This window comes from Pararhizobium polonicum (assembly GCF_001687365.1).
Classification (GTDB): Bacteria; Pseudomonadota; Alphaproteobacteria; order Rhizobiales; family Rhizobiaceae; genus Pararhizobium; species Pararhizobium polonicum.
In genome coordinates, this window is the sequence record NZ_LGLV01000018.1 from 31,789 (window position 1) to 56,973 (window position 25,185).

The 25,185-nt window shown below is 61.6% G+C and carries 26 protein-coding genes; 16 read left to right on the forward strand and 10 right to left on the reverse strand.

Annotated features, from left to right (window positions below; translation table 11 throughout):
* Window positions 1-78 precede the first annotated feature (78 nt).
* Together hisS and ADU59_RS25055 are read right to left on the reverse strand one after the other, a co-directional pair.
* The gene (hisS, locus tag ADU59_RS25050; protein WP_068957753.1) at window positions 79-1,590 is read right to left on the reverse strand and encodes a histidine--tRNA ligase; all 1,512 of its coding nucleotides are present in this window, start codon (window positions 1,588-1,590) and stop codon (window positions 79-81) included.
* 99 nt (window positions 1,591-1,689) lie between these two features.
* Complete coding sequence (locus ADU59_RS25055; protein ID WP_083198413.1) at window positions 1,690-2,313, reverse strand: helix-turn-helix domain-containing protein; 624 nt, start codon at window positions 2,311-2,313, stop codon at window positions 1,690-1,692.
* A 283-nt stretch (window positions 2,314-2,596) separates the two neighbouring features.
* Here ADU59_RS25055 and ADU59_RS25060 point away from each other — a divergent pair, with 283 nt between their 5' ends.
* The 4 genes from ADU59_RS25060 to ADU59_RS25075 all read left to right on the forward strand — a co-directional run bounded on the left by ADU59_RS25060 (window position 2,597) and on the right by ADU59_RS25075 (window position 4,263).
* On the forward strand, window positions 2,597-3,013 hold the full coding sequence (locus ADU59_RS25060) for a hypothetical protein (protein WP_068957756.1): 417 nt from the start codon (window positions 2,597-2,599) through the stop codon (window positions 3,011-3,013).
* 22 nt (window positions 3,014-3,035) lie between these two features.
* The gene (locus tag ADU59_RS25065; protein WP_139093220.1) at window positions 3,036-3,476 is read left to right on the forward strand and encodes a hypothetical protein; all 441 of its coding nucleotides are present in this window, start codon (window positions 3,036-3,038) and stop codon (window positions 3,474-3,476) included.
* A 53-nt stretch (window positions 3,477-3,529) separates the two neighbouring features.
* Complete coding sequence (gene copM / locus ADU59_RS25070; RefSeq protein WP_068957760.1) at window positions 3,530-3,925, forward strand: CopM family metallochaperone; 396 nt, start codon at window positions 3,530-3,532, stop codon at window positions 3,923-3,925.
* A 125-nt stretch (window positions 3,926-4,050) separates the two neighbouring features.
* A complete protein-coding gene (locus ADU59_RS25075; protein WP_068957762.1) occupies window positions 4,051-4,263 on the forward strand; it encodes a hypothetical protein in 213 nt (70 codons plus the stop codon).
* A gap of 1 nt (window position 4,264) precedes the next feature.
* Here ADU59_RS25075 and ADU59_RS25080 read toward each other — a convergent pair whose 3' ends face one another.
* Window positions 4,265-4,894, reverse strand: coding sequence for a DNA-3-methyladenine glycosylase I (locus ADU59_RS25080; protein WP_068957765.1), 630 nt, complete (start codon window positions 4,892-4,894; stop codon window positions 4,265-4,267).
* Between the two features lie 252 nt (window positions 4,895-5,146).
* On the opposite strand from ADU59_RS25080, the gene ADU59_RS25085 reads away from it, so the two are divergent.
* The 3 genes from ADU59_RS25085 to ADU59_RS25095 all read left to right on the forward strand — a co-directional run bounded on the left by ADU59_RS25085 (window position 5,147) and on the right by ADU59_RS25095 (window position 7,591).
* A complete protein-coding gene (locus tag ADU59_RS25085; protein ID WP_068957767.1) occupies window positions 5,147-5,920 on the forward strand; it encodes a L,D-transpeptidase in 774 nt (257 codons plus the stop codon).
* Between the two features lie 168 nt (window positions 5,921-6,088).
* Entirely contained in the window at window positions 6,089-6,781 is a 693-nt protein-coding gene (locus tag ADU59_RS25090) for a L,D-transpeptidase (RefSeq protein WP_068957769.1), read from the forward strand.
* Window positions 6,782-6,913: 132 nt separating this feature from the next.
* Window positions 6,914-7,591, forward strand: coding sequence for an outer membrane protein (locus ADU59_RS25095; protein WP_068957771.1), 678 nt, complete (start codon window positions 6,914-6,916; stop codon window positions 7,589-7,591).
* Here the strand turns inward: ADU59_RS25095 and glcF are convergent.
* The 3 genes from glcF to ADU59_RS25110 all read right to left on the reverse strand — a co-directional run bounded on the left by glcF (window position 7,582) and on the right by ADU59_RS25110 (window position 11,724).
* Window positions 7,582-8,883, reverse strand: a complete 1,302-nt coding sequence (gene glcF / locus ADU59_RS25100; RefSeq protein WP_068957773.1) for a glycolate oxidase subunit GlcF — start codon at window positions 8,881-8,883, stop codon at window positions 7,582-7,584. The two genes, ADU59_RS25095 and glcF, sit on opposite strands and share 10 nt — an antisense overlap.
* 202 nt (window positions 8,884-9,085) lie before the next feature.
* Window positions 9,086-10,288: a glycolate oxidase subunit GlcE gene (glcE, locus tag ADU59_RS25105; protein ID WP_068957775.1), complete on the reverse strand. Its 1,203-nt coding sequence runs from the start codon at window positions 10,286-10,288 to the stop codon at window positions 9,086-9,088.
* Window positions 10,285-11,724: an FAD-linked oxidase C-terminal domain-containing protein gene (locus ADU59_RS25110; protein WP_068957777.1), complete on the reverse strand. Its 1,440-nt coding sequence runs from the start codon at window positions 11,722-11,724 to the stop codon at window positions 10,285-10,287. The genes glcE and ADU59_RS25110 overlap by 4 nt, the downstream gene beginning before the upstream one ends.
* Before the next feature lie 118 nt (window positions 11,725-11,842).
* Between ADU59_RS25110 and ADU59_RS25115 the strand changes: the two genes are divergently transcribed.
* A complete protein-coding gene (locus ADU59_RS25115; RefSeq protein ID WP_068957779.1) occupies window positions 11,843-12,739 on the forward strand; it encodes a LysR family transcriptional regulator in 897 nt (298 codons plus the stop codon).
* On the opposite strand, the gene ADU59_RS25120 is transcribed toward ADU59_RS25115, so the two are convergent.
* Together ADU59_RS25120 and ADU59_RS25125 are read right to left on the reverse strand one after the other, a co-directional pair.
* Entirely contained in the window at window positions 12,724-14,163 is a 1,440-nt protein-coding gene (locus ADU59_RS25120) for a DUF6880 family protein (RefSeq protein ID WP_068957781.1), read from the reverse strand. The two genes, ADU59_RS25115 and ADU59_RS25120, sit on opposite strands and share 16 nt — an antisense overlap.
* A gap of 39 nt (window positions 14,164-14,202) precedes the next feature.
* On the reverse strand, window positions 14,203-15,486 hold the full coding sequence (locus ADU59_RS25125) for a DUF3422 family protein (protein WP_068957783.1): 1,284 nt from the start codon (window positions 15,484-15,486) through the stop codon (window positions 14,203-14,205).
* A 175-nt stretch (window positions 15,487-15,661) separates the two neighbouring features.
* Here ADU59_RS25125 and ADU59_RS25130 point away from each other — a divergent pair, with 175 nt between their 5' ends.
* The 5 genes from ADU59_RS25130 to ADU59_RS25150 all read left to right on the forward strand — a co-directional run bounded on the left by ADU59_RS25130 (window position 15,662) and on the right by ADU59_RS25150 (window position 21,135).
* Window positions 15,662-16,456: a FadR/GntR family transcriptional regulator gene (locus ADU59_RS25130; protein ID WP_099050932.1), complete on the forward strand. Its 795-nt coding sequence runs from the start codon at window positions 15,662-15,664 to the stop codon at window positions 16,454-16,456.
* 283 nt (window positions 16,457-16,739) lie between these two features.
* Window positions 16,740-17,246, forward strand: coding sequence for an NUDIX hydrolase (locus ADU59_RS25135; RefSeq protein ID WP_068957784.1), 507 nt, complete (start codon window positions 16,740-16,742; stop codon window positions 17,244-17,246).
* A gap of 114 nt (window positions 17,247-17,360) precedes the next feature.
* Window positions 17,361-18,866: an inorganic phosphate transporter gene (locus ADU59_RS25140; protein ID WP_068957786.1), complete on the forward strand. Its 1,506-nt coding sequence runs from the start codon at window positions 17,361-17,363 to the stop codon at window positions 18,864-18,866.
* An 11-nt stretch (window positions 18,867-18,877) separates the two neighbouring features.
* A complete protein-coding gene (locus ADU59_RS25145; protein ID WP_068957788.1) occupies window positions 18,878-19,615 on the forward strand; it encodes a 16S rRNA (uracil(1498)-N(3))-methyltransferase in 738 nt (245 codons plus the stop codon).
* A 146-nt stretch (window positions 19,616-19,761) separates the two neighbouring features.
* Window positions 19,762-21,135: a glutamate--cysteine ligase gene (locus ADU59_RS25150; RefSeq protein ID WP_068957791.1), complete on the forward strand. Its 1,374-nt coding sequence runs from the start codon at window positions 19,762-19,764 to the stop codon at window positions 21,133-21,135.
* Between the two features lie 10 nt (window positions 21,136-21,145).
* Here the strand turns inward: ADU59_RS25150 and ADU59_RS25155 are convergent, their stop codons facing one another.
* The gene (locus ADU59_RS25155; protein ID WP_068957793.1) at window positions 21,146-21,580 is read right to left on the reverse strand and encodes a GNAT family N-acetyltransferase; all 435 of its coding nucleotides are present in this window, start codon (window positions 21,578-21,580) and stop codon (window positions 21,146-21,148) included.
* A gap of 199 nt (window positions 21,581-21,779) precedes the next feature.
* On the opposite strand from ADU59_RS25155, the gene ADU59_RS25160 reads away from it, so the two are divergent.
* Complete coding sequence (locus ADU59_RS25160) at window positions 21,780-22,619, forward strand: DUF937 domain-containing protein (protein WP_068957795.1); 840 nt, start codon at window positions 21,780-21,782, stop codon at window positions 22,617-22,619.
* Between the two features lie 80 nt (window positions 22,620-22,699).
* Window positions 22,700-23,329 (forward strand): hypothetical protein, encoded by a 630-nt coding sequence (locus ADU59_RS25165; protein WP_068957797.1) that lies wholly within the window; start codon window positions 22,700-22,702, stop codon window positions 23,327-23,329.
* 328 nt (window positions 23,330-23,657) lie between these two features.
* On the opposite strand, the gene ADU59_RS25170 is transcribed toward ADU59_RS25165, so the two are convergent.
* Entirely contained in the window at window positions 23,658-23,951 is a 294-nt protein-coding gene (locus tag ADU59_RS25170; RefSeq protein ID WP_068957803.1) for a DUF1127 domain-containing protein, read from the reverse strand.
* Between the two features lie 230 nt (window positions 23,952-24,181).
* Between ADU59_RS25170 and ADU59_RS25180 the strand changes: the two genes are divergently transcribed.
* Window positions 24,182-25,132: a LysR substrate-binding domain-containing protein gene (locus ADU59_RS25180; protein WP_068957807.1), complete on the forward strand. Its 951-nt coding sequence runs from the start codon at window positions 24,182-24,184 to the stop codon at window positions 25,130-25,132.
* Window positions 25,133-25,185: the final 53 nt, after the last annotated feature.

Sequence of the window (25,185 nt, forward strand, 5' to 3'; positions counted from 1 at the left end):
GGCTCGTGCGAAATCGCCCCCTCCCCCTTGTGGGGAGGGTTGGGGAGGGGCCTTCTCGCGCACTTCCCGTCCAACATCTTAGCCGCGTACCCGATCTTCCGCCTGCGCCGCCAGCATCTCGCGGACCTTGGCGACGAGGTCAGCCTCGGGCACCGAGACCTGCGCGACGCGGGCTTCGCGCCATGCCGTGTTGTCCTCGATCTCACCCGACAGGCGCTTGCCCTCGATCAGGTCCTTGATCTGAACCTCGCCGGCTTCACGCTCACTCGACCCTTGAATGATGGCCAGCGGCGAGCCGCGGCGGTCGGCATATTTCAGCTGGTCGCCAAAGTTCTTCTTGTTGCCCTGGTACATTTCGGCGCGGATGCCGGCGTGGCGCAGCGTTTGCGTGAACTGCTGGTACTTGCCGAGGCTTTCCGTATCGCGGTCCATGACGCAGACGACGACCGGGGCGATCACCTCTTCCATGCCGAGCTTGCCGAGATTCTTCAGCGCCGTCATCAGACGCGAGACGCCGATGGAGATACCGGTTGCCGGCACCGGCTGGCCCATGAAGCGCGAGACGAGGCCATCGTAACGGCCACCGCCGCCGACCGAGCCGAAGACGACCTTTTCGCCCTTTTCATTGGTGACGGCGAACTGGAGTTCGGCTTCGAAAACCGGGCCGGTGTAATATTCGAGACCACGAACAACGGAGGGGTCGATCTTGATGCGATCAGGACCGTAACCCGCGCTTGTGACCAGACTGCCGATCAGGTTCAGCTCTTCTACACCTTCGGCGCCTTTCGACGTTCCTGCCACGAGGCTAGCCAGATCGGCGGCACTTGCCGCATAATCGGTGATACCGATGAAGAACAGAACCTTGGCGATCTGCTCTTCATTCAGCCCTGCTCCCTTGGTGAAATCGCCGCTCTCGTCCTTGCGGCCGGGGCCGAGCAGCAGCTTCACACCTTCCGGCCCGAACTTGTCGAGCTTGTCGATCGCCCTGAGCACATTCAGCCGCGCACCGGCATTCTCCTCGCCACCAAGGCCGATCGCCTCGAGCACGCCATCCAGCACCTTGCGGTTGTTCACCCGGATCACATAGTCGCCGCGCTTGATACCGAGCGCTTCCATCGTGTCAGCCATCATCATGCACATTTCGGCATCCGCCTGGACGCCGGCGGCGCCCACCGTGTCGGCGTCGAACTGCATGAACTGGCGGAAGCGGCCGGGGCCTGGCTTCTCGTTACGGAAGACGTAGCCGGCGCGATAGGTGCGGTAGGGCAGCTGGATGTCGTTGAAATTTTCGGCGACGTGGCGGGCAAGCGGCGCGGTCAGGTCGTAGCGCAGGCTCATCCACTGCTCGTCGTCATCCTGCAGCGAGAAGACGCCTTCGTTGGGGCGATCTGCGTCTGGCAGGAATTTTCCGAGCGCATCGGTATATTCAAACAGCGGCGTTTCGACCGGATCGAAGCCATAGCGCTCATAGACTTCGCGGATCTTGGCGGTCATCTCGTCGACGGCACGGATATCGGCGGCGGCGCGATCGACGAAACCGCGCGGCAGACGGGCTCTGAGCTTCTGTGGCTTCTTCTTTTTGTCGTTCATGGCACCCGCACTTTCAGCGTCGATCGGTCAACGGTATATCGGCGCTTTCCCTATCCGATCAGGGCAAAGGCGGCAAGTCTTTGCGCTGATCCGCATGTCCTAAAGCGGCCGCAACAGCATATCCCAGTTATGGATCACCCTGCCCTCCGCCATCGGCGCCTCGGCCTGCGGAATGAGGACCGAATAGGTGTCGCCACGCACAAGGCCCTGCGCCTCCAGCTGGAAGCTGACGCGCTTGAGCTGCACGAAGCCATCCGGAATGCTGGTAACCGACATGGCGGCCCCGCCGTAGAAATCGACGCTGGCCAAATCGCCGGCCTTCAGGCTCGAGACGATCGCCGGGTCCTCGATGAAATCACGGTAATGCCCGGTGATGTAGCGCCGGATACTCTTGCCGAGCATCGCCCGCATTTCCGGTGTTTCGAGGAACTCCTGCCTGGAGCCGGCGAGATAGCGGATGTTGTCACCCTCCCAGAGATTGCGGCTGTCGCGGGCGGCAAGGATGGATCGCAGCAGCACCTTTTCCGCATGCGCATCGGCACGGCGCAGAAAATCGACGATGGCGCCGATGGCGCGCAGATCGGGCGTGCAAATCCCGCGTTCCCAGCGCGACACCGCAGGAAGCGAGAAGCCGAGTTTCCAGGCAATATCGCCCTGGGTCAGCCCGGCCTTCAATCTGTACTCTCGCAATTGCCGGATCAGCTCGCTCAGGATCACGTTCATTCGGACAGACTCTTTGTGAAATCATAGATTGTAATTAATAATTCATTAACACCAAAGGAAGAATAAATGATCAATTGCAGCCGTTTCAGAACGGACGTTTGTCGCGTATTTTTAAGATCATGAGAACCAACATCTGCTGACGACGACGCTGCGGTATTGCATCAGATCAACGCTTTTCAGACTGCCGGTAAAGCGCTTTTTCAGCAGGATGCGGAACGCACCAAAAAAGGTGCCTCAGAATTGAAAATACCGCGGCGCGAGCGGATATCGAAAGCGAAACAGCATGCTCAGATTCGTGAAACCCGGCTTCGCCACCATCATGCCCGAAGATGCGCGCGCCCACGAACAATGGATCGCAGAACTGACCCAGCACGATTATATCGTCGAAGGCTGGCATTGCGATCTCTCGACCGGCATCTTCTCGCTCGGTGAAACAGCACAACGCATTCATGCGCTCGAACAGAGCCCCTGCGGCCTGCTGGATATCATCCGGGGATATGAGAACGACCATCGCAAGATCGTGCTGAACATTCTGGAAGAGGCAACGGCTGCAGCGTCTTCCTTTTACTATTGCACAACCATCGTTCACGACGACGGTTCAGCCGGTCCGCTCTATTGCATCGGCACGTCGACGATCGACACGCCAGCCGCCGCCGGCCGAATGCAGGGCGTCTTCGCCTTTTCCGCGCCGGCGCGCTGACGCGCCCTGCCGTGGGGTGAACGTGCCGCCGGCAAAAACACTTCGCCGCCATCTTTTCTTCCGCGCTCGCAGCGCCTATCTTCGGCTCATGCGTCTCGCCATCCTCACCCTTACCGTCTTTTGCGCGCTGATCAGCGGCTGGACGGCATCGCTTGCCCGGGTGCAGGATCTCGGCGGCATGGCGGCGATGCATCATGCCGATGCGGCGGCAGGCCATGATATGCAGGCCAGTGGCGCGGAGCATGACCGTTCCTGCTCGGCAGGCCATCCCTGCGACAAGCATTCGAAGACGGTGCATCCATTGCTCTGTGCCGCCTGTTTCGCCGTCGTCCTCGACGCCCACGGCCTCGACCGCGTTGAACTCCCGGCAGCAACCGTCCATCCCCTGCCGCAGAAACCGATGCAGACGACGGCGCTGAAACCGCGGTTCCCGCCTCCCAAGACCGTCCTCTCTTTTTCCTGAACGCGGGCCCAAAGCCCGCACATTGCAAATATGGAAACGAAAGAGAGCACAGGATGTCTCTGAAAATCATCGTGGCCGCGGCAACGCTGGCCCTCACCGTCATCGCCCCCGTCACCGCACAGGAGATGGATCACAGCAAGATGGGCCACGGAGCCATGACCATGGAGGGGATGGCCCAGCCGAAGGGCGATACCGGCCCCTCCAGCAAGGCCTTCGCCGAAGCCAATGCCAAAATGCATGCGGGTATGGACATTACCTTCACCGGCAATACCGACGCCGATTTCGTGCGCGGCATGATCGCCCACCATCAAGGCGCCATCGACATGGCCAAGGTCGAGCTTGAATATGGCAAGGATGCTGGTCTTCGCAAACTTGCCGAAGGTGTCATCTCCGCCCAGGAAGCGGAGATCCGGACGATGCAGGACTGGCTCGCCAGGAACGGTGGCTGATCCCTGATGGAATAAACAGCAACGCCGGAGCCTGGTCTCCGGCGTTCGCGCCTTTGCCCGATGATCCCACGTTGACCGAAGCCTGCCGCAGGCCCATAATTTCGGCCAGTGCATGGGAGGACGTCATGAAGATATTCAAGAATATCGCAGGTATCGTCGTTGTATTGCTCGGCGGGCTCTGGATACTGCAAGGCTCGAACATCATTTCCGGAACCGCCATGTCCGACAACAGGGAATGGCTGGTGATCGGCGTCATGCTGGTGATCTTCGGCGCGGTTCTCCTCTATATGAACAACAGGCCGGTGGCGCGGGTGCACGGCATGCCGGGCGAAGAATAGATCAGGGCCGCACGAAGGCTTGCCGCATGGCCTCGATCTTTTCCCGGCAATAGCATCCGTCGATATGGTCGTTGACCAGGCCCATGGCCTGCATGAAGGCATAGACCGTGGTCGGGCCGACGAAGGTCCAGCCACGCTTCTTCAGGTCCTTCGATATCAGCGTCGAGGTCGGCGTGGTCGGATTGGCGGCGATCGCCTCCCAGGTCACCGTCTTCGGCCGCTCGTTGCCGCCCGGCTCGAAACCCCAGAAATAGCGGGCAAGCGAGCCGAACTCCGCTTTGAGCTCCTGCGCCCGCCGGGCGTTGTTGATGGTCGAGACGATCTTGCCGCGATGGCGGACGATGCCGGTATCGGCAAGGCAGCGTTCGATATCGGCATCGCCGAAGGTGGCGACCACGTCGAAATCGAAGCCGGCAAAGGCGGCGCGGAAGGCCTCGCGCTTGCGCAGGATCGTCAGCCAGGACAGGCCGGACTGAAACCCTTCGAGGCAGATCTTCTCGAACAGCCGGATGTCGTCGGCCATCGGCTTGCCCCATTCCTCGTCATGGTAGCGCTGGTAGTCGTCCAGATTGGCATGCCAGGCACAGCGGTCAAGGCCGTCCACGCCGGTGATGATACCCTTTGCCGTCACACGATTCTCCCTGATTTTTCCCGCTTTACCATTTGCCAACCATAGTCCTAAAGCCGGCGATAACCCTACCCAAAGCTTTATCGGTTCGATCGGCCTTTAATGAACCGGCGTTTACCATTCGGTTGCCGCCCGGTGCCACCATCGTCCCATTCCGCCAGTGCCCTGGCGTTCAAAATCGCGCCCGTCATCCGACCGCCCTGCGGACGGCGGAGCTATGAGATAGTCCCGGCGAAAAGATAGCGAGCCCGTCCGATGCTGAAAAAATCCCTGATCCTTGCCACAGCCATCCTGGTTGTTATGTCCAGTCTTGCGGAAGCGAACGACCGCTACCAGAACCGCCCGCCGATCATCATCAGCCCCGACCTCACCGCCCCCTGGGTCACCCAGCTTGGCGGCACCGTCGAGCCCGTCGTCTATCGCCAGCAGCGCCCTATAGCGGTTCAGCAGCCGAGCGCCACCCGAAAACAGTATCTGCTGCAGCGCCGTGTTCAGCGCTCCGGTACGACCACCGCGCAACCGGTGCAGCCGGTGTCGATGATGCGGGCGCAAAAGCCCAAGCAGCGCCAGATCGATCCGCAGTTCCTGCCGCAGACCGTTGCCTATGAAACCCAGGAAAAGCCGGGAACGATCGTCATCGATACCAACAGCCGTTTTCTCTATCTCGTCACCGGCAATGGCGAAGCGCGGCGCTACGGCGTCGGCGTCGGCAAGCCGGGCTTCGAATGGGCCGGTGCCCACAAGGTGACGCGCAAGGCGGAATGGCCGACCTGGACGCCGCCCTCCGAGATGCGCGCCCGCGAGGCGGCCAAGGGCCATTTTCTGCCGGTCAGCATGGAAGGCGGCCCGGAAAATCCGCTTGGCGCCCGCGCCATGTATCTCGGCTCGACGCTCTACCGCATTCACGGCACCAACGCGCCGTGGACGATCGGCTATGCCGTTTCGTCGGGATGCATCCGCATGCGCAACGAGGACGTGACCGACCTCTATGAACGCGTCAATGTCGGCACCAAGGTCATCGTGATCTAAGCCGCAACTTACATGCCGAAGGGCCGCAACGTGGCCTTTCGGCAACAGCGGTTCCCATGGTGACAGGCCGAACCATCACATTTGCTCTATCCAGGCCCCGTTAGACTTGCGTAAAACGCGATATTGAATAGCGTTTCGCAACTTGAGACTGGATGAGGGAATCTGTCTATGAAATATGCCTTGCAGACATTGGCCGCAGTCGGGTTTGCGGCCGCTGTGACTTTTGGCGCGTCGAGCGCATCCGCTTTCACGCCGGGTCAGCCGGCCGGTGCGGCATCCGGATCGGATGTCACGCTGGTGGCGGTGGAGAAAAAGCCGGCGAAACAATTCATGCGCACCAAGGTGCGGCTCAGCACCACTGAAGCGCCGGGCACCATCATCGTCGATACCAACAACAAGTATCTCTACTATATCGAAGGGCCGAACCGGGCGACCCGCTACGGCATCGGCGTCGGCCGCGAAGGCTTCGGCTGGTCGGGCGTCGTCAAGGTACAGCGCAAGGCCGAATGGCCGGGCTGGACCCCGCCGAAGGAGATGATCGCCCGCGAACGCAAGAAGGGCCATATCCTTCCGGACTTTCAGGAAGGCGGCATCGACAATCCGCTCGGCGCCCGCGCGCTCTATCTCTACAAGGGCAAGAACGATTCCGGGTTTCGCATCCATGGCACCAACCAGCCCTGGACGATCGGCCTCAACATGTCGTCGGGCTGCATCCGCATGATGAACAAGGACGTGGAACATCTCTATGACCGCGCCTCGATCGGCACCAAGGTGATCGTCATCGGCCCCGGCAACAAGCAGGGCGACGTCTCCTATGACGACCGCGGCGTCGACATCCTGCGCACGATCTTCGGCGGCTGATCATCCGGCGATAGCCTATCAAAAGCGTCCGCTCCGGCGGGCGCTTTTTTTCGTTCCGGCGGCTGACCTGTCATACGGCTGTTGCCCCACAATTATACGGCTTTTCCAGAGTGGAACGGCTTGGGGACCGACATGCGCTTGAACACCGGACGGGCAGCAGCCCTTTTGTCTGCGATCTTGGCCTTTGCACCGATTGCCCCCGGCTCCGCCCGCGCGGAGGACCTGCAAATCTCGGTTTACGGCGGCTACCAGACGGCGCCGCACAGCGATGTGAAAGTGTCGGACGGCACGGATTTTACCGCCGGCTGGGAAGGCAACTCCTTCAAGTCGCCGCAATATTACGGCGTGCGCGGTACCTGGTGGCTGACCGACCTCGGCAAGCCGAATATCGGCCTGTCGATCGATTATACGCATGCCAAGGTCTATGCCGACGACGCGACATTCGGCAAGACGCCGGGATGGACCCATTTCGAATTTACCGACGGGCTGAACCTGCTGACGCTGAACGGCATCTACCGCATCCAGAAACCGGACCGGAAATGGACGCCCTATATCGGCGCTGGCGTCGGCATCAACGTACCGCATGTCGAGGTCACCCGTCCCTCGGGCAAGACGTTCGGCTATGAATTCGGCGGCGTGACCCTGCAGGCCCAGGCCGGCATTTCCTACCAGATTTCAGAGCGCTGGTCCGTCTTCGGCGAATACAAGGGCAACTATTCCTTCATCGACGTGCCGATCGACAGCGGCGCCCGCCTGAAGACCGACATCATCACCAATGCGGTCAATCTCGGCGTCTCGTTTCACTTCTGAAGCAAGGCCGGCTTTTCGCCGCCATAGGCCCAATCGAGAAGCTCCACCGTGTGCAGGATCGGCATGGCCGTGCCGGTGGCGATCTGGGTGATGCAGCCGATATTGCCGGTGGCGATGATATCGGCCTTGGTCGCCTCGATATTCTTGACCTTGCGCGCCTTGAGCGTCGCCGAAATCTCCGGCTGCAGGATATTGTAGGTTCCGGCCGAGCCGCAGCAGAGATGGCCCTCGGCCGGATCGCGGACGGTGAAGCCGGCATTCTTCAAGAGCAGCTTCGGCGCCATGACGATCTTCTGGCCATGCTGCATCGAACAGGCGGAATGATAGGCGACCGTGATGTTCCTTGTCTCCTGGCGCGGCAGGTCGAGGCTTGTCAGATATTCGGTAATGTCCTTGGCCAAAGCCGAAACACGCGCCGCCTTGTCCGCATAGGCCGGATCGAGCCGCAGCATATGGCCGTAGTCCTTGATCGTCGTGCCGCAGCCGGACGCGGTGATGATGATGGCGTCGAGGCCGCCCTCGTCGGCCGCCTTCACCCAGACATCGACATTGCGGCGGGCAGCCGTGAGCGCCTGCTCCTCGCGGCCCATATGATGCACCAGCGCGCCGCAACAGCCCTCGCCCTGCGGCACCACTACCTCGACGCCGAGCCGCGTCAACAGCCTGATCGTCGCCTCGTTGATCCCGGGCTTCAGCACCGGCTGGGCGCAGCCGGTGAGGATGGCGACCCGGCCGCGCTTTTCCGTTTCAGCCGCGCGAACGCCGGGCATTGCGGCTGCGGACGCCTGGGCGATCTCGGATGGCGCCAAATCCAGCATGACCCCGAACGTCTTCAGGAAGGGCATCCGTTTCATCAGTCCGGCGAACGGCCGGCCGAGCCGGGCCGCTTTCAGAGCCAGTCGGAAGCGCGACGGATACGGCAGAACCGCCGCCAGAACAGCCCGCACCAGCCGGTCCTTCAGCGGACGCCTGTAGGTCTGTTCGATATGGACGCGGGCGTGATCCACCAGGTGCATATAGTCGACGCCGGAGGGACAGGTGGTCGTGCAGGCAAGGCAGGACAGGCAGCGATCGATATGGGTGACCACCTCCTCATCCGCCGGACGACCGTTTTCCAGCATATCCTTGATCAGATAAATCCGGCCACGCGGACTGTCGAGCTCGTTGCCGAGCGTCACATAGGTCGGACAAGTGGCCGTACAGAAGCCGCAATGCACGCATTTGCGCAGGATCGCCTCGGATTCGGCCACATGCGGATCGGCAAGCTGGGCGGGGGTGAAGTTGGTTTGCATCAGGTCAGGCGCTCCGAGTGTGCGGAGGCATACCCCCCTCTGTCCCTCCGGGACATCTCCCCCTCAAGGGGGGAGATTGGCCGTAGACTCTGTGCCCGCCTTACTGGGAGGTCACTTGGGTAAAAGAACGATCTCCCCCCTTGAGGGGGAGATGTCACGAAGTGACAGAGGGGGGTAGCGCGCCGCATACTCATCGTGTCCATCACCCCATCTTCCCCGGATTGAAAATCCCCTTGGGATCGAACTTCTCCTTGATCCGCGCCGACAGCGCCGCCACGGCCGGCAGTTCAGGCTCGAATGCCGGAATCCCGGCCCGCACCGCATCCGAACCCCGTACCAGCGTCGCGTGCCCGCCGCCGAGGCCCTTGATGTAGCGGCGCAAAAGCTCGGCTTCGGCGTCAGCCTCCATGCGCAGCCAGATCAGGCCGCCCTGCCAGTCGTAGAAGGCATCGACACCGGCTTCGAGCCGCAAGGCCGCGATCAGCTGGTGACCGGCGGAGGGAGCGACCGAGACGCGCCAGAGCGGCTTTTGCGTGCCGTCGGCATAGGGTTTGACGTCGCGGATGTCCCGCCAGAGCGTTTCGGTCGCCTTCTGGTCGAGCATGGCAACCGGAGCAGCGCCGGCAAAAGCCGCCTTCAGTGTTTCGGCCCGAACGGCGACCGACGCGGCCAAGCCCTCCAGACGCAGCACCGTTGCGGCGCCTTCGGGATGACTGCTGCCGACGAAGCGGTAGCGCACGCTATCGGGCAGGTGCGCCGCGCCGGACACTTCGACCGGCATCGCCAGTGCATGCGCCATGGCAGCGGCGGCCTGCGCGTCATCGAGGCCGAAAAGGACGATCGTGACCGCGGCGGGTGGCAAGGGCAGGACCTTGAAGGTAACCTCCGTCAAAAGCCCGAGCGTTCCATGCGAACCGCAAAGCAGCTTGACGAGATCAAGGCCCGTGACGTTTTTCATCACCCGGCCGCCGGACTTGATCACCTCGCCCACTCCGTTGACGAAGCGGATGCCGAGCAGATGGTCGCGCGCCGCACCGGCGGTGATGCGGCGCGGGCCGGAGATATTGGCGGCAAAGACGCCGCCGATGGTCGGCTCGCCCCGGGTGCCCATGACGCCGCGATGATCCATCGGTTCGAAGGCGAGCATCTGGCGGTTTTCAGCCAGCGCCGCCTCGATCTCCGTCATCAGCGTTCCCGCCTTGGCGCTCATCGTCATTTCGGCCGGATTGTAGCTGACAATGCCGGTCAGTTTTCGCGTCGACAGATGCTGCTCTGCTTGAACTGGATTGCCAAGGCCTGACCGCGTTGCCCCACCTGCGATCGCAAGCGGCGTTCCCACCTCGGATGCCTGCCTGACAATCTCTGCTGCTTCCGTCTCGGATGCCGGTTCGAAGGACATGCTCATGCGGCCGGGCGTCCTTCCAGCGGGAAGACCTTGGACGGGTTCATGATCCATTGCGGATCGAATGCGGCACGGGCGGCCATCTGCTGGTTCAGATCGATCTGGGTGAACTGGTGCAGCATCAGATCGCGCTTCTCGATGCCGACGCCATGCTCGCCGGTGAGGCAACCGCCGGCGTCGACGCAGAGACGCAGGATGTCGTTTCCGGCCGCTTCGGCACGCGCGGCGTCTTCCGGGTCGTTGATATTGTAAAGGATCAGCGGATGCATGTTGCCGTCGCCGGCATGGAACACGTTGGCGACCCGCAGGCCGTAGCCGTCGATGATTTCGCTGGTCCTGTTCAGGACATAGGAGAGCTGGCCGAGCGGCACCGTTCCATCCATGCAGATATAGTCGGCGATACGGCCGGTGGCGCCAAAGGCGGATTTGCGGCCCTTCCAGATCAGCGCCGCTTCCGTGGCCGACTGGCTTTCCCGGATGGTGGAAACGCCGTGGCGGCGGGCGATCTCGATGATACTGGCCAGCATCGCATCCATCTCGGCATCGGATCCCTCGACCTCGACGATCAGAAGCGCCTCGACATCCATCGGATAGCCTGCATGGGCGAAAGCCTCGCAGATGCCGATGGCCTGCTTGTCCATGAATTCGATGGCGACCGGGATAATGCCGGAGCCGATGACTTCGGCGACGCAGGCCCCCGCCTCTTCCGACGACATGAAGCCGAACAGGACCGGCCGCGTTCCTTCCGGCTTGGCGATCAGCCGGACGGTCGCCTCGGTGACGATGCCGAGCTGGCCTTCCGAGCCGCAGACGAGGCCAAGCAGATCATAGCCCGGCGCATCCAGCGCCTTGCCGCCGAGATCGACGATCGTGCCGTCGAACAGCACCATCCTGACGCCGAGCAGATTGTTGGTGGTCACCCCGTATTTCAGGCAATGGGCGCCGCCGGAATTCATGCCGATATTGCCGCCGATGGTACAGGCAAGCTGCGAGCTCGGGTCCGGCGCATAGAAGAAGCCATCGGCGGAAACGGCTTCGGAAATATTGATATTGGTGACGCCCGCCTGCACCGTCGCGGTGCGGTTGGCAAAGTCGATATCGAGAATGCGCGACATTTTCGACAGGCCGATCACCACCGCATCGGATTGCGGGATAGCGCCGCCCGACAGCGATGTGCCCGCACCGCGCGGCACGACCGGGATGCCATAGCGGCCGCAATATTTCAGCACCGCCGCTACCTGCGCGGTGGTTTCCGGCAGGGCAACGGCCAAGGGCACCTGGCGATAGGCGATGAAGGCATCCGTCTCGAACGGCACCAACCCGCGTTTCTCACTGATCAGGCAGCCCGCCGGCAAAAGCTCCGTCAGATCCTCGATGATCGCGGCGCGACGGGCAAGCACGGATTGTTTCGGTTCCAGAAAGGCGATCGTCTCAGGCATGCTGGCCTCCCTGCGCATTTGCACCGCGGCATCAATTGGTAATTTTTCTTTACCACTATCGTCACGACCCGGCAAATGCTAATCAGTTTTTCCGTTTTAGAAACAATGGTCAAGATTGATGACAAATCTGGGCGATCTCGAGGTCTTCACGCGTGTCGTATCGACCGGCAGTATGTCGGCGGCAGGGCGGGCACTGGGGTTTTCCCCAGCTGTTATTTCCAAACGCATCAAACGGCTGGAAGACCGGCTCGGCACGCGGCTGTTCCAGCGGACCACACGGCAGATATCGCTCACGGAAGCCGGACAGGGATTTTACGACCGGGTGCTGGGGATCATGGCCGGCATCGAGGAAGCCGAAGCCTTTGCTTCCGGCCGCTCCGGCCAGCCGCAGGGCACTCTGCGCATCACCGCCCCCACCTCCTTCGGCCGCATGCATGTGGCGCCGCATCTGGCCCGCTTCATCGAGGCGCATCCCGATCTCATCCTCAACATCGTGCTCTCGGACGAATTCACCGACATCGTCGCAGACGGTTTCGATCTGGCTGTCCGCATCGGCGAACTCAGCGATTCGACGCTGGTGGCCCGCAAGCTGGCGCCGGTGCGGCGCATCCTCTGCGCCTCGCCGGCCTATCTCGGGCGATACGGTATGCCGGAAACCGTCGACGATCTTGGCCGCCATATCTGCCTTCGCCAGCACAACCACGACACCTGGAAGCTGGAAAGCGAAGGTGGCTCGATGAGCTACAAGCCACAGGGCCGGTTGATCACCAATTCATCCGAGGTGGTGCGTGAAGCCGTCCTTTCTGGAGCCGGCATCGCGCTGCGCTCCACCTGGGACGTCGGTGGCGACCTGAAATCGGGAAGGCTCGTGCAGGTCCTGCCCGCCTGGGAAGGATCGCGCAATCTCTTCGTCTCGGCACTCTATCCCAGCCGCCAGTTCCTGCCGGCCAAGGTCAGGCTGTTCATCGATTATCTGGCCGGGCTCTATGGACCGGAGCCTTACTGGGAGCGGTAGGCTTCGGGCGGAATGCGGTCCCAGAAGCCGTGCCGGCGGATATGCTGCCTGCGCAAATCCGCCACATAATCGGCATGCGACATCAATCCGTCATTGCCGCCGGGACGTTTCGCCAGTGCCGAAAGCCTCGCCAGATAATCGGCGCCGTACCCATAGGCCTCTGACAGGCCACGGCCGATAATGCGGTCGAGCAAAGCGCGGTAGAGAGCGGTAGCCGCGGCCGGATAGTCGGTTTCGAAAGCCTCGGCTGCAGGCAGAAGAAACTCGTAGAATTCCCCCTCCCAGACGCCCCACCGGGCGACAACGTAACGCGCCGCCAGATCGAGCCTTGGCCAGGCCAGATAAAACCGCAGGGCGGCATGCGGCTCGCGGTAGCTCTCCACGAAGGCGAAAGCCTTATCGAGTGCCTCGAACTCCTCGAAATCGCCGGCCTTGGCGATGTATTCCCGCAAGATCCCCGCATCGAGCCCTTGCTCGAAAATCTTCCAGCGCACGGCCTGCGATGCGGCGCGGTCCTTCATTCCATCCAGAATGGCGGCCTCGAGCCTGTCCTTGTCCGGCAACGGCTTCATGTCGCCACTGAGGATATCGACCCGCCGGGCAAAGCCGATCCGCGATTTGCGGGGCTTGCGCACCCAGATCAGTGCCTCGGCATGACGGCCTGCAGCATAGAGCCGCTCGGCAACCACGACCGGCTCGCGCAACGCCTCCGGCAGGCTTTCCTCGATTGCGACGTAGGCATTGAGATCGCCGCGGGCATCGGCAATGGCGCGGCGCACATGGACGATGGCCGGCAGAAAGGTGGTTCCGGCCGGTATCTTCATGGCCGCGGCCAGGGTTTCATCCCAGGCCTTCAGGACGTCGGGCGACAGCGCGGCCGCAATCCGCACCGCCAGCAATGTCCTGACGCCATGATAGTCCATGCCGCGCAGGCCGGGTGTCAGCAAGGGCGGGATACGTGCCTGCTGGTCGACAGGCACGCGTGGCGCGAGCCGCGCGGCGGCCTCACAGGCCTGGACATAGATGCCGGCGATGCGGCCGCTGGAATCGTTGACGCGCTCGGAAATCCCTTCATAGCCGAAGACGAAACGGATCAACCTTTCGAGCGCCATGCCGGGATCGACTGCGCCGAACTCCTTGACGATGCTGGCCGAGATGCTGTCGAGATCGTTGCCGAAGGCGCGCTCCTTCTGCCAGCGGATACGCGTGCCCGACTTTTCGAGCGCGGTCAGGCGGCTGTCGATCAGCTTGGCGACGCCGGCTGCGCCACCGATTCCAGCGAGTGCCGCGTTCAGCCGCTTCTTGAAGGACGTGTTGAGGGCTGCTTCATCCAGCGCGATCTCGATCAGCCGTTCCAGACCGAGAGCGGTCAGGCCGTCCCGGTCGAGTTTTGCCTTTTTCGGCGCTTTTGCAACTTTTGCCATGGGTGTGCCGGTCGATTCGTTTCGAATATCCGGCAAGACTTAAAGGCTTTCGCGGTCCTCGTCAGCATGGTGCTTGCGGATGCGCCGCACCACCAGCCACATGGCCAGAACGGCGACCGGCACGAAGAACCCGGTCAGCACGCTGGACTTGATCGGCAGGCCTTCGCTTTCCAGCGCCTTGGCGAGATAGCCGAACAGGCCGACGACATAATAGGAAATCGCCGCGACGGAGAGGCCTTCGACGGTTTGCTGCAGGCGCAGTTGCAGCTTGGCGCGGCGGTCCATGGAATTGAGCAACACGCTGTTTTGCCGTTCCAGCTCGACATCGACCCAGCTGCGCAGCAGTGCCGTGGCGCGGGTCAGCTTGCGCGACAGGTTGGCCTGGCGCTCCTCGACCGACTGGCAGGTGCGCATCGCCGGGGCAAGGCGGCGCTCGAGGAAGGTGCCGAGCGTCTCGTAGCCGGGCACGCCCGTCTCGGTCAGCGAGCGGATGCGCTCCTGGACGATGCCGTAGTAGGCGCGGCTGGCACCGAAGCGATAGAGGCTGAGCGCCGCGCCCGCCTCGAGTTCGGCGGCCAGAAGCGTGATCTCCGCCAGCATCTCGTCGGCCTTTTCGCGGGCACTGGTGCGCATCCTCTGGGTGAGGCCGGTCAATCCATCCTCGATCCGGCGGATATCCGGAGAGAGCGACTGCGCCAGGGGCAGGCCGACCATTGCCAGCGTGCGATAGGTTTCGATATCGAGCAGCCGCTGGACGAGCGCACCGGTTCCAGCCTCCGTCATGCCGCGATCGATGACGAGGATCTGTGTCAGGCCATCGCCGTTCTGGCGGAAATCGGTCAGCACCACGGCCTGGCCGTTCTTGACGTCGCTGTAACAGAGGCTGGTCGGATCGAACGCGCTCATCGCCGCGCGGGTTTCCTCCGAATCCGGCCGGATTTCCAGGCGAATGCCTGAGATCAGCGTTCCCGGCGGCGAGAAGCCATCACCGAACGGATGGGTCGTCACCTCACCGCCAAAGCGCTCAGGAATGACACCATCCCAGAAATAGGTCGAAAATTCGGTGTGGCGCTCCCAGCGCAAGGTGCCCTGCCCCCAGGCCAGCGCATGATGATTGGCATCGCGGCTGGGCGGCGAGACGCCGCGGGCGCGCGACAATTCGGACAGGACGGCATGATCGACGGCCGCGCCGCCATCCGTCATGAAGGCAAGCTGGAAGATGACCCGTGGCGCCGTCACCAGCGCATACGGACGCGCATGGATCTCACCCAGCGCCTGCGCGCGGGCCGGTGCCGACGGAAATGCGAAACTACCTTTGGCCATGAGGCGTTTTCCCCTCTCACGCGTCAATCAGAACCCTCTTATCAACAGGTTGAGCAAAAGGGAAAGGACGCTTTGACGCAGACGCGACTTTGTTTGCCGATCTCGCCTTACAAAGTGGCAAAAGAAATTGACCACTTTGGAGCACATCGTTAGATTGCCGCCAAGGAGAGCTGCCGTGACAGACGACACCATCGATGCCTATGCCCGCATCCCTCACAGCCGCACCTCCGGCGAAATCATCCAGCAGATCGAGCTCCTGATTCTGGAAGGCGTGCTGCGCGACAACGAGCGGCTGCCGAGCGAGCGGGAGCTGTCGCGCCGCTTCGACGTTTCGCGGCCGATCCTGCGCGAGGCGCTGAAGGAACTGGAAACGCGCGGCCTGCTCGTCAGCCATCACGGCGGCGGCACGTTCGTCGCCGATGTCATCGGCCAGGTCTTTTCCAAACCGGTGATCGAGCTGATCGCACGCCACCAGAAGGCGACGCAGGATTATCTGGAATACCGCCGCGAACTGGAAGGCATGACGGCGGAGCTGGCCGCGCGCCGCGCCACCCGCTTCGACAAGGACATGCTGACGCGGATCATGGAGGAGATGCGCGTAGCGCATCTTTCAGGCTCGGCCGAGGGCGGACTGAAAACCGATGTCGAACTGCACAGCGCCATTGGCGAATGCGCCCACAACATCATCCTGCTGCACACCCTGCGGGCCTGCTACCGGCTGTTGAGCGGCGGGATCTTCTTCAGCCGCGAGGTTCTGTTCGCCGCCCCCGGTGCCGGCGAAAAACTGCTTGCCCAGCACGAGGCCATCTACGAGGCGATCATGGCCGGCAACCCGGACGCTGCCCGCAAGGCGGCGCAGGCGCATATCGACTTCATCATCACGGCGACCCGCGACGCCGAGCGATCCGGCGAATGGGCCCGCATTTCACAGCTGAGGATGCAGCAGCGCGACCGGCAGACCGGACATTAACCGCTGGTCATCTGCCGCCCTGATACGAAGGGCGGCGTACAAATTTCCGCCTCCGTCTCGCCAATGACGCAAACACATCCTATAAGGGCGCAATCGACACATTTCGATGGCGCAATCTCATTAAATTGCCTGTCTTGCGTATCGCCGCCCCCTTCATGCGAGGGTGCCGCGATACTATATGTGTTTCATAAAATCTGCGCGTTTACAGGCCGCATAAAGCGAGCATATTGAAACGATATTGCAGATCAGAATGATTCTCTTTTTTTGAAAGGTCGCTCCGACGTTGAACATCCTCAATCGCATCGCCACAGACGTCCGCCTGATGTTCCGCCGCCCGGTGAGAATGCAGTGTGCTGCGCTGTGTTATCGATTCAGGAAGAAAAGCGCGACGCCGGAAATATTGCTGATCACCAGCCGTGACACCGGCCGCTGGGTCATTCCCAAGGGCTGGCCGATGGAAGGCAAGATGTGTCATGAAGCTGCCGCCCGGGAAGCCTATGAAGAAGCCGGCGTCAAAGGCGAGGCCGGAGCAGAACGGATCGGCTTCTATATGTACGACAAGGGCATGGACCACGGGCTGAAAGTCCAGTGCATGGTTCAGGTCTATCCGCTGGTCGTTCTGGAAATGCTGAAGACCTTTCCGGAAAAGGGCAGCCGAAAAATGGAGTGGGTAACCTTCACGGAGGCTGCCGGGCGCGTTGCCGAACCGATGCTGAAGGATCTAATCCTGAGTTTCGAACAACGTTTGCTTGCCACAATGCATCCGGTTGCCAAAGCGGTGGCGCGATAAGCGCCTGGTATCCGAGACAAGCGGTATTCGCGCAAAGCAGATAGCACGACGCAATCCCGGTCCGGCACATCTGGTGCCGGCCTGCGCGCCGCCGACATGAATGGAGAATAGACGGTGGCAAAACCGCGCCCGAGCCTCGAAAAGCCGACGCTCGACAAATATCTGGACAAGATCACGCTTGCGGAAGAAGCCACCCACCACGTCCTGAGACCATGGGCCGGCATCGGGCTTGGATTGCTGTTCCTGCTTATCAGCATGATTTTCGCGGCCGCCTATGTTTCGGAACAGCCGGGCTATCTGATCATCGTCGCCGCCGCCGCCGTGGCGGCCTATATGGCAATGAACATCGGCGCCAACGACGTCACCAACAATGTCGGCGCCGCCGTCGGCTCGAAGGCGATCACCATGACGACGGCGCTCGTCATCGCCGCCGTCTTCGAGATCGCCGGCGCCGTGTTTGCCGGAGGGCGCGTCGTCTCCACCATTGAGGCGGGCATTGTCGATGCCGCGCAGATGCCGTCCGGCCAGGCTTTCGTCTGGGTGATGATGGCGGCGCTGATTTCGGCCGCCGCGTGGATCAACATCGCCACCTGGTCCGGCGCTCCGATTTCCACCACCCACTCGATCGTCGGCGGCATTCTCGGATCCGGCATCGCAGCCGCCGGCTTTTCCGTCGTCCACTGGGTGTCGCTCGCCGGCATAACGGCAAGCTGGATGGTCTCGCCGATCCTCGGCGGCGGCATCGCGGCGCTGCTTCTTGCCTTCGTCAAGACCTTCATCATCTACCGCGAAGACAAGATCGACGCCGCCATCTTCTGGACGCCGATCCTGATCGCCGTGATGACCGGCGCATTTGCCGCCTATTTCGCCCTGATCGGGCTGGAGAAGGTCGTGGCAATCTCCATGACGAACGGCATCCTGATCGGCCTGGCCGTGGCAGCTGTCACCGTTGTTGCAAGCCGGCCATGGATCGTCCGTCAGGCGCGCGGGCTCGACAACCGCAACCAGTCGCTGCGCAAGCTGTTCCGGATGCCGCTGATCCTGTCGGCGGCGCTGCTGTCCTTTGCCCACGGGGCAAACGACGTCTCGAATGCCGTCGGGCCGCTTTCGGCGATCGTGGCCAACGTCAATGGGCTGGCGATCCTCAAGACGACCTATGTTCCGCTCTGGGTCATGCTGATCGGCGCTTTCGGCATTTCCTGCGGACTGCTGCTGTTCGGGCCGAAGCTGATCCGCGTCGTCGGCGAGGAGATCACCAAGCTCAACCCGATGCGCGCCTTCTGCGTTGCGCTGGCAACCGCGATCACCGTCATTCTGGCAACGTCGCTCGGCCTGCCCGTCTCGACCACGCATACGGCGGTCGGCGCGGTTTTCGGCATCGGCTTTTTCCGCGAATGGTACACGCGCAACTCCAAGCGGCGGCTTGACTATGTCCGCCGGAAAACCGGGCAGGCAGATTTCGAGCGGCATGCCGTGCACAGCCCGGAAGAATCGCAGCGGCGGCGTCTGGTGCGGCGATCGCATTTCATGACCATTGTTGCCGCCTGGGTCATCACCGTTCCGGTTTCGGCGGCGCTCTCGGCTGCCGTCTATTATATCCTGTCGGCGTTTTTCATCTGAGGATTGATCATATGCGTGCCAATTTCCGCATGCAGCGGCTTTTCATTGAGGCGCCGCTCGCAAAGGGGACGATCGTCGAGGCCACCCGCGAGCAGTTCAACTATCTCGTCAACGTGCTGCGGTTTGAGGCTGATGATGCCGTTCTCGTCTTCAACGGGCGCGATGGCGAATGGCGGGCAGACCTCTCCTTTCCCACCAAGAAACGCCTGTTCCTGACAGCCACCGAACAGACGCGGCCGCAGCCGACGCCGTGCGACCTGCACTACCTGTTTGCGCCGCTGAAGGTGGGCAGGCTCGACTATCTCGTGCAGAAAGCCGTCGAGATGGGGGCCGGCCTGTTGCAGCCGGTGATGACCCAGCATGTCCAGGGCAAGATCAGCAATATCGACCGCGTCCGCGCCAATGTCATCGAAGCGGCGGAGCAATGCGGCGTTCTCGGCATTCCGCAGGTTACCGAACCGCGCAAGCTCGAAGACCTGCTGGCCGGCTGGCCGGCCGAGCGGCGCATCATCTTCTGCGACGAGGGCGATGCGGGCCAGAATCCGCTGCCGGTTCTGGCCGGGATAAAAGAGCGCAAGCTGGCGTTGCTGATCGGCCCGGAGGGCGGATTTTCCGATGCCGAGCGGACGCTGCTGCGCAGTCTCGATTTCGTCACCGCCATTCCGCTCGGACCCCGGATTCTGCGGGCGGATACGGCCGCTGTCGCGGCAATGGCCGTGATCCAGGCAGCGATCGGCGACTGGCAATAACAAAGGCCTGTTTCAAGTGCGTTGGTCGTGTTGAAAATTTGAACCCACCGTGAAACAATTTCACTTGCACCACACTTCAATCCGGTTCAATCACCCTCCTGATATCTGCCGCCCGGCAGGTTCTGTCCGTTCAAAAGAAGACGCCCATGGCCAGAGATACTACCGACCAGACGCCGGTTACCTCCGTCGCAGACCTGACCGAATATCTGGCCGATGGCAACAAGCCGAAGGACAGGTTCCGCATCGGAACGGAGCATGAGAAGTTCGCCTTCTTCAAGGCCGACAACAGCCCGGTTCCCTATTTCGGGCAAGCCAGCATCTCGGCGCTTCTGAACGGCATGGCGGAAAAGACCGGCTGGGAGCCGATCATCGACGCGGGCAATATCATCGGCCTTGCCGAGCAGTCCGGCCAGGGCGCGATCTCGCTTGAGCCCGGTGGACAGTTCGAGCTATCCGGTGCGCCGCTGGAAAACCTGCACCAGACCTGCAAGGAATCCAACCGTCACCTGGCGGTGTTGCGCGAGATCGCCGAGCCGCTCGGCATCCGCTTCCTCGGCATCGGCGGCTCACCGAAATGGACGCTGGCAGAAACGCCGCGCATGCCGAAATCCCGTTACGACATCATGAGCCGCTATATGCCGAAAGTCGGCACCCAGGGCCTCGACATGATGTACCGCACCTGCACGATCCAGGTGAACCTCGATTTCTCCTCGCAAGAGGACATGCGCCGCAAGATGCAGGTATCGCTGAAGCTGCAGCCGCTGTCGACGGCGCTGTTTGCGAGTTCCCCTTTTACCGACGGCAAGCCGAACGGCCTGCTCTCCTGGCGCGGCGACATCTGGCGCGATACCGACAACCAGCGCGCCGGCGTACTGCCTGCGGTCTTCAATAGCGATTTCAGCTTCGAGGATTACGTCACATGGGCACTCGACGTGCCGATGTATTTCGTCGTGCGCGACGGCAAGTATCACGACTGTACGCATGTCACCTTCCGCCAGTTCATGAACGGCGCACTGAAGGGCGAACTTGCCGACTGGGAGCCCAATATGGGCGACTGGACCAACCATCTCTCGACGCTGTTCCCGGACGTTCGCCTGAAGCGCTTCCTTGAGATGCGCGGCGCCGATGGCGGCCCCTGGCGCCGGATCTGTGCGCTGCCGGCGTTCTGGGTCGGCCTGCTGTATGATGACGCAGCGCTTGATGCCGCCGAAGCCCTGACGCGCGACTGGACCTATGAGGAAACGGTCGCCATGCGCAATGCCGTGCCGGCGCAAGGCCTTGCGGCGACGCATCGCGGCGTTTCGCTGTTCGACGTTGCCCGCGAGGTTCTGTCGATTTCCCGTCTCGGCCTGAAGAACCGCAACCGGCTGAACGGCGACGAGGTGGATGAAAGCATCTTCCTCGCCCCGCTCGACGAGGTGCTGGCCAAGAAGGCGACGCTCGCCGAAGATCTTCTGTCGCTCTACAACGGCCGCTGGAACGGCTCGGTCGATCCGGTGTTCACCGACTACCAGTATTGAGGGCAAACCTTCAGGATAGCCGCTTTTTCAGAAAATAACGGGGAATGGCGTTCGGCCCGCCCTCCAGTTCGCCGAACACTTCGTAGCCGAGCTTTTCATAGAAGGGCCTGGCCTGGAACTCGAACGTGTCCAGCCAGACGCCGAGATAACCCCGCGCCCGTGCAATCGTCTCCGCTTCGGCGATCAGGCGCGAGCCGAGGCCCTGGCCGCGATATCGATCCGGTATCACCAGGTATTTGACGAAGGCCCAGCCATAGCCGTCCACACCGTAGAGCCCGCCGACCACCTTGTGCGTATCGGGATCCCGGATGAGGATGGCGAAATCCGCCTTGTCCTCGATCGGCCCCTTGTTGGCTTTGTTATATTCGTCCAGCGCAGTGACAATCGCGGCGCGATGCTCCGGTGCGGGGTTTTCGGATATGATATCGATGAGGGGCGTTTTCATGCGGCCATGTCCAATCTGCAGATGTCGCGGCCATCATAGGCGATGACCGGCGGCTTGGGCAGTCGCCGGGTCCGGCTTCCTGTTTTGCCGCAGTCTTTATCCCCCGCATTTCCCGGCTAACAAAAAGCGGTTTGCACCCGGTTTTTTCCCGTTATAGTGCAACGACATGCGTTGTGCTGCCTGCAGGAGAGGACGGAATATGATCCCGCTTTTTGACATGATGATGCAGGCGCAGAACGGCAATGCCATGGACGTGATGGCCAAACAGTTCGGCCTTGCCCAGGAACAGATGGCCAAGGCGACGGCGGCCCTGATGCCGGCCTTTTCCACCGCGCTCAAGCGCAACACCGCCAATCCCTATGATTTCGGCGCGTTGCTGACCGCCATGTCCAGCGGCAACCACGCGCAATATTTCGAGGACATGAGCAAGGCTTTCACGCCGCAGGGCATGGCTGACGGCAATGGCATTCTCGGCCAGCTGTTCGGCTCCAAGGACATGTCGCGGGCCATTGCCGCGCAGGCAGCCCAGATGACCGGCATCGGCCAGGAAATCTACAAGCAGATGCTGCCGGTGATTGCCAGCGCCATCATGGGCGGGCTGTTCAAGCAAGCCTCGGGACAGATGGGCGGCCAGGCGGGCGCGATGCAGAACCCCTTTGCCAATACGCCGATGGAAGCGATGATGAAGCCGTGGCTGGAAGCTTCCGGCTTTGCCAAAAAGCCCGAGCCTGCCGCCAATCCCTTCGACAATCCCTTCACCCAGGCCATGCAAGGCTTCTTCGGTATGGGCAAGCCGGAAGAAAAGCAGCCGACCGCGCCCGACATGTTTGCCAACAATCCCTTCATCAAGGCATTCCAGGACATGATGAGCGGCAGTGCCACGGCTGCCCCCGAACAAAAGCCTGCGGACAAGAACCCGATGGCGCCGTTTACCGACATGTTCAACAGCATGTTCGACAGCGGGCTGGAGGCGCAGAAGGAATATCAGAAGAGCATCGACGGGTTGTTCGAGACGTATCGGAAGAATACGAAGGCTTGATCCGCATGCCTCCTGGGGCTGGCGATATTAAACACACCTCACGGCGTAGAGGTTGATGGTCATCGAGAATTGATCGCCATTTGATCAAAAAAACAGGCCAGTGCTGGACCATTGCGGACTTTGAACTGCGATTGTACTGTTACTTCACGATGAGCAGCCTTTCGTATCGAATCCTCCCTAATCCGGACGACAACACCCACGAAGTTAGATTGATCGTTGATGGCACCGACTGGATCGGAGAAGGGCATTTGGGCCTCGATCCGCCTGATCTTGTCAGTCAGCTCACCGAAGAGCGTCGAAGCCGCCTTATCCTAGGCCGTTGCGGTTGCGGAGTTTTAGGATGTGATGATCTCGTCGTGGATATAAAGAGGACGACGAGATCAGTAGAATGGTCGTGCCTCAACCGGAAGCCCATCGTTTTCGACACAGACCATTTTGACAATCAAGTCAGGACACTGGCCAATGATCATACGTGGGAACCGGTCGGACGGACTGTCGAGCGCCGCCTTACCGAGATATTTTCGGGAAAAATAACGGATGATGGATACGTGTACGACTGGAGTTCCACGAGGATCCAACCCAACCTCGTAATCATCAGCGTCACCAAAGAAGGCCATCAGAAGCTGCTGGAATTCTCGTGGGATGGTGAGAGCGTTGTCAGTGCCCTACGTCGCGGCGGGCAGTTTCTGCGAGAGCGGTTCGACGACTGACGTTTTTGACGCCCGCAACGGTGCCTCCGCAAATCGGAGGAGGCTGGCCGACGGCCAGATATTAAACTTTCGCCAAACCGCAGCCTTCCTCTATCACCACCCTCGCCCCCCAAAAAAGAAAAAGCCCGATGCCGGTCCTTGGACCATGCACCGGGCAAGCAGCAGGGCAATTGGCTCTAACCCTGCGGGGAACGGTAACGCGCAGAGGCGGCTGCGCGTCCCTGTTGCGCGGAACGTTTTTCAACGTCTGAGGCGCGCAACAAAATTCTGAACCGCTGCGAAAGTCTTCCACCGACCGGTTTGAAACCTAGCGCAGCCAATACGCGCGTCAATCGAGGCGTGCATTCCTGTAAAACGTGTTCGCACGGTTGCGTGACGCCCGCGTCAGATGACGGCCCGGATCCTCGAAGAAGGACGAGGTCAGCGCCTCGCGCACTTCGTGGCGGCAGAGCCCCATGTCGAGCAACTGGTGGTCATCGAGATCGTGCAGGCTGCCGATCGCATTGCGGCTTCGCAGCAGGCGCCATACCGATTTCAGCACGCCCATCAGTCCCGTCTGGCGGGATGCGGCAGGCAGCGTCCCGGTGAGGGTGAGATCGAGGGTGTGATCGGTCGTGCGCATGATACTGCTCCTTTTGGTCAGGCACGAAGCGACCCTTCCCCCGCAGGGAGGTCTGCGCGGGGGCCGGGTCGAAACTATGATGGTGATCCGGTTCGGGTTGATGCGGCCGAAGCGGTCTTTGATGCGGTTTGCACGCCTAAGTTCGCAAATCCTTATTGATCAGTCCAACGAATGTTTCTAATGATATTCATCAAACAATTTTATGGGTACTCTCTTTGAGGACTGGGACCATGTCCGCACCGCTCGATATCGACCAGCTGCAAACCTTTGTTGCCATCGCCGACACGGGCAGCTTCACCAAGGCAGCCGATCGCGTTTTCAAGACACAGTCGGCCGTTTCGATGCAAATGCGCCGGCTCGAGGAGCGGATCGGCAAACAGCTCTTTGCCAAGGACGGCCGCGGCAACCGGCTGACGACCGAAGGCGACCGGCTGCTCAATTTCGCCCGGCGGATGATCCGTCTCAACAACGAGGCGATCGCCTCCTTCGATGACAACAGGCTGGAAGGCATGCTGAGGATCGGCACGCCCGACGACTATGCCGACCGCTACATGCCGGAGATCATCGTCCGCTTCGCCAAGACCCATCCGAATGTCGAACTCTACATCGTCTGCGAACCCTCGGTGGATCTCGCCGAGAAGATGGCCAAGGGCGATCTCGACATCGCGCTGGTGACGCACAACCCGCGGGCCCGCGCTTCCGACGTGGTGCGCACAGAGCCGCTCTGCTGGGTGAGCTCGATCAACCATCCGCTGCCGGAAAACGCGCCGGTGCCGCTTGCCGTCGGCAAGCGCGACTGCCAGTGGCGCCAGGCCGCCTGCTCGGCGCTCGATGCCACCGGCAGGGAATACAGCATCCTGTTCACAAGCTGGTCGACAACCGTTGTCGCGGCCGCCGTGCTGGCCGGCATGGCTGTTTCGGTGCTGCCGGAATCGGCACTGCGCACCGGGATGAAGGTGCTGACCCAGGCGGACGGTTTCCCGGCGCTGGCGCCGGTGCAGATCGGTATCATGAAGCGGCCGGGCCTTTCGCCCTCGCTGTCGAATGCCATCACCAACCACATCACCGCCTGCCTCGACAATATCACGCCCGCAACAGGCACCGACGATCTCGATGGCGACATGAAGAATTTCCCGCGTTACCCGCGGCTGCGCCAGAGCCATATGCTGCCGGGCTGGTAATACCAAGCCTTGCCGCCTCCCCGAAAGAAAAGGCCGTGCTCCTGTTGAAGCGC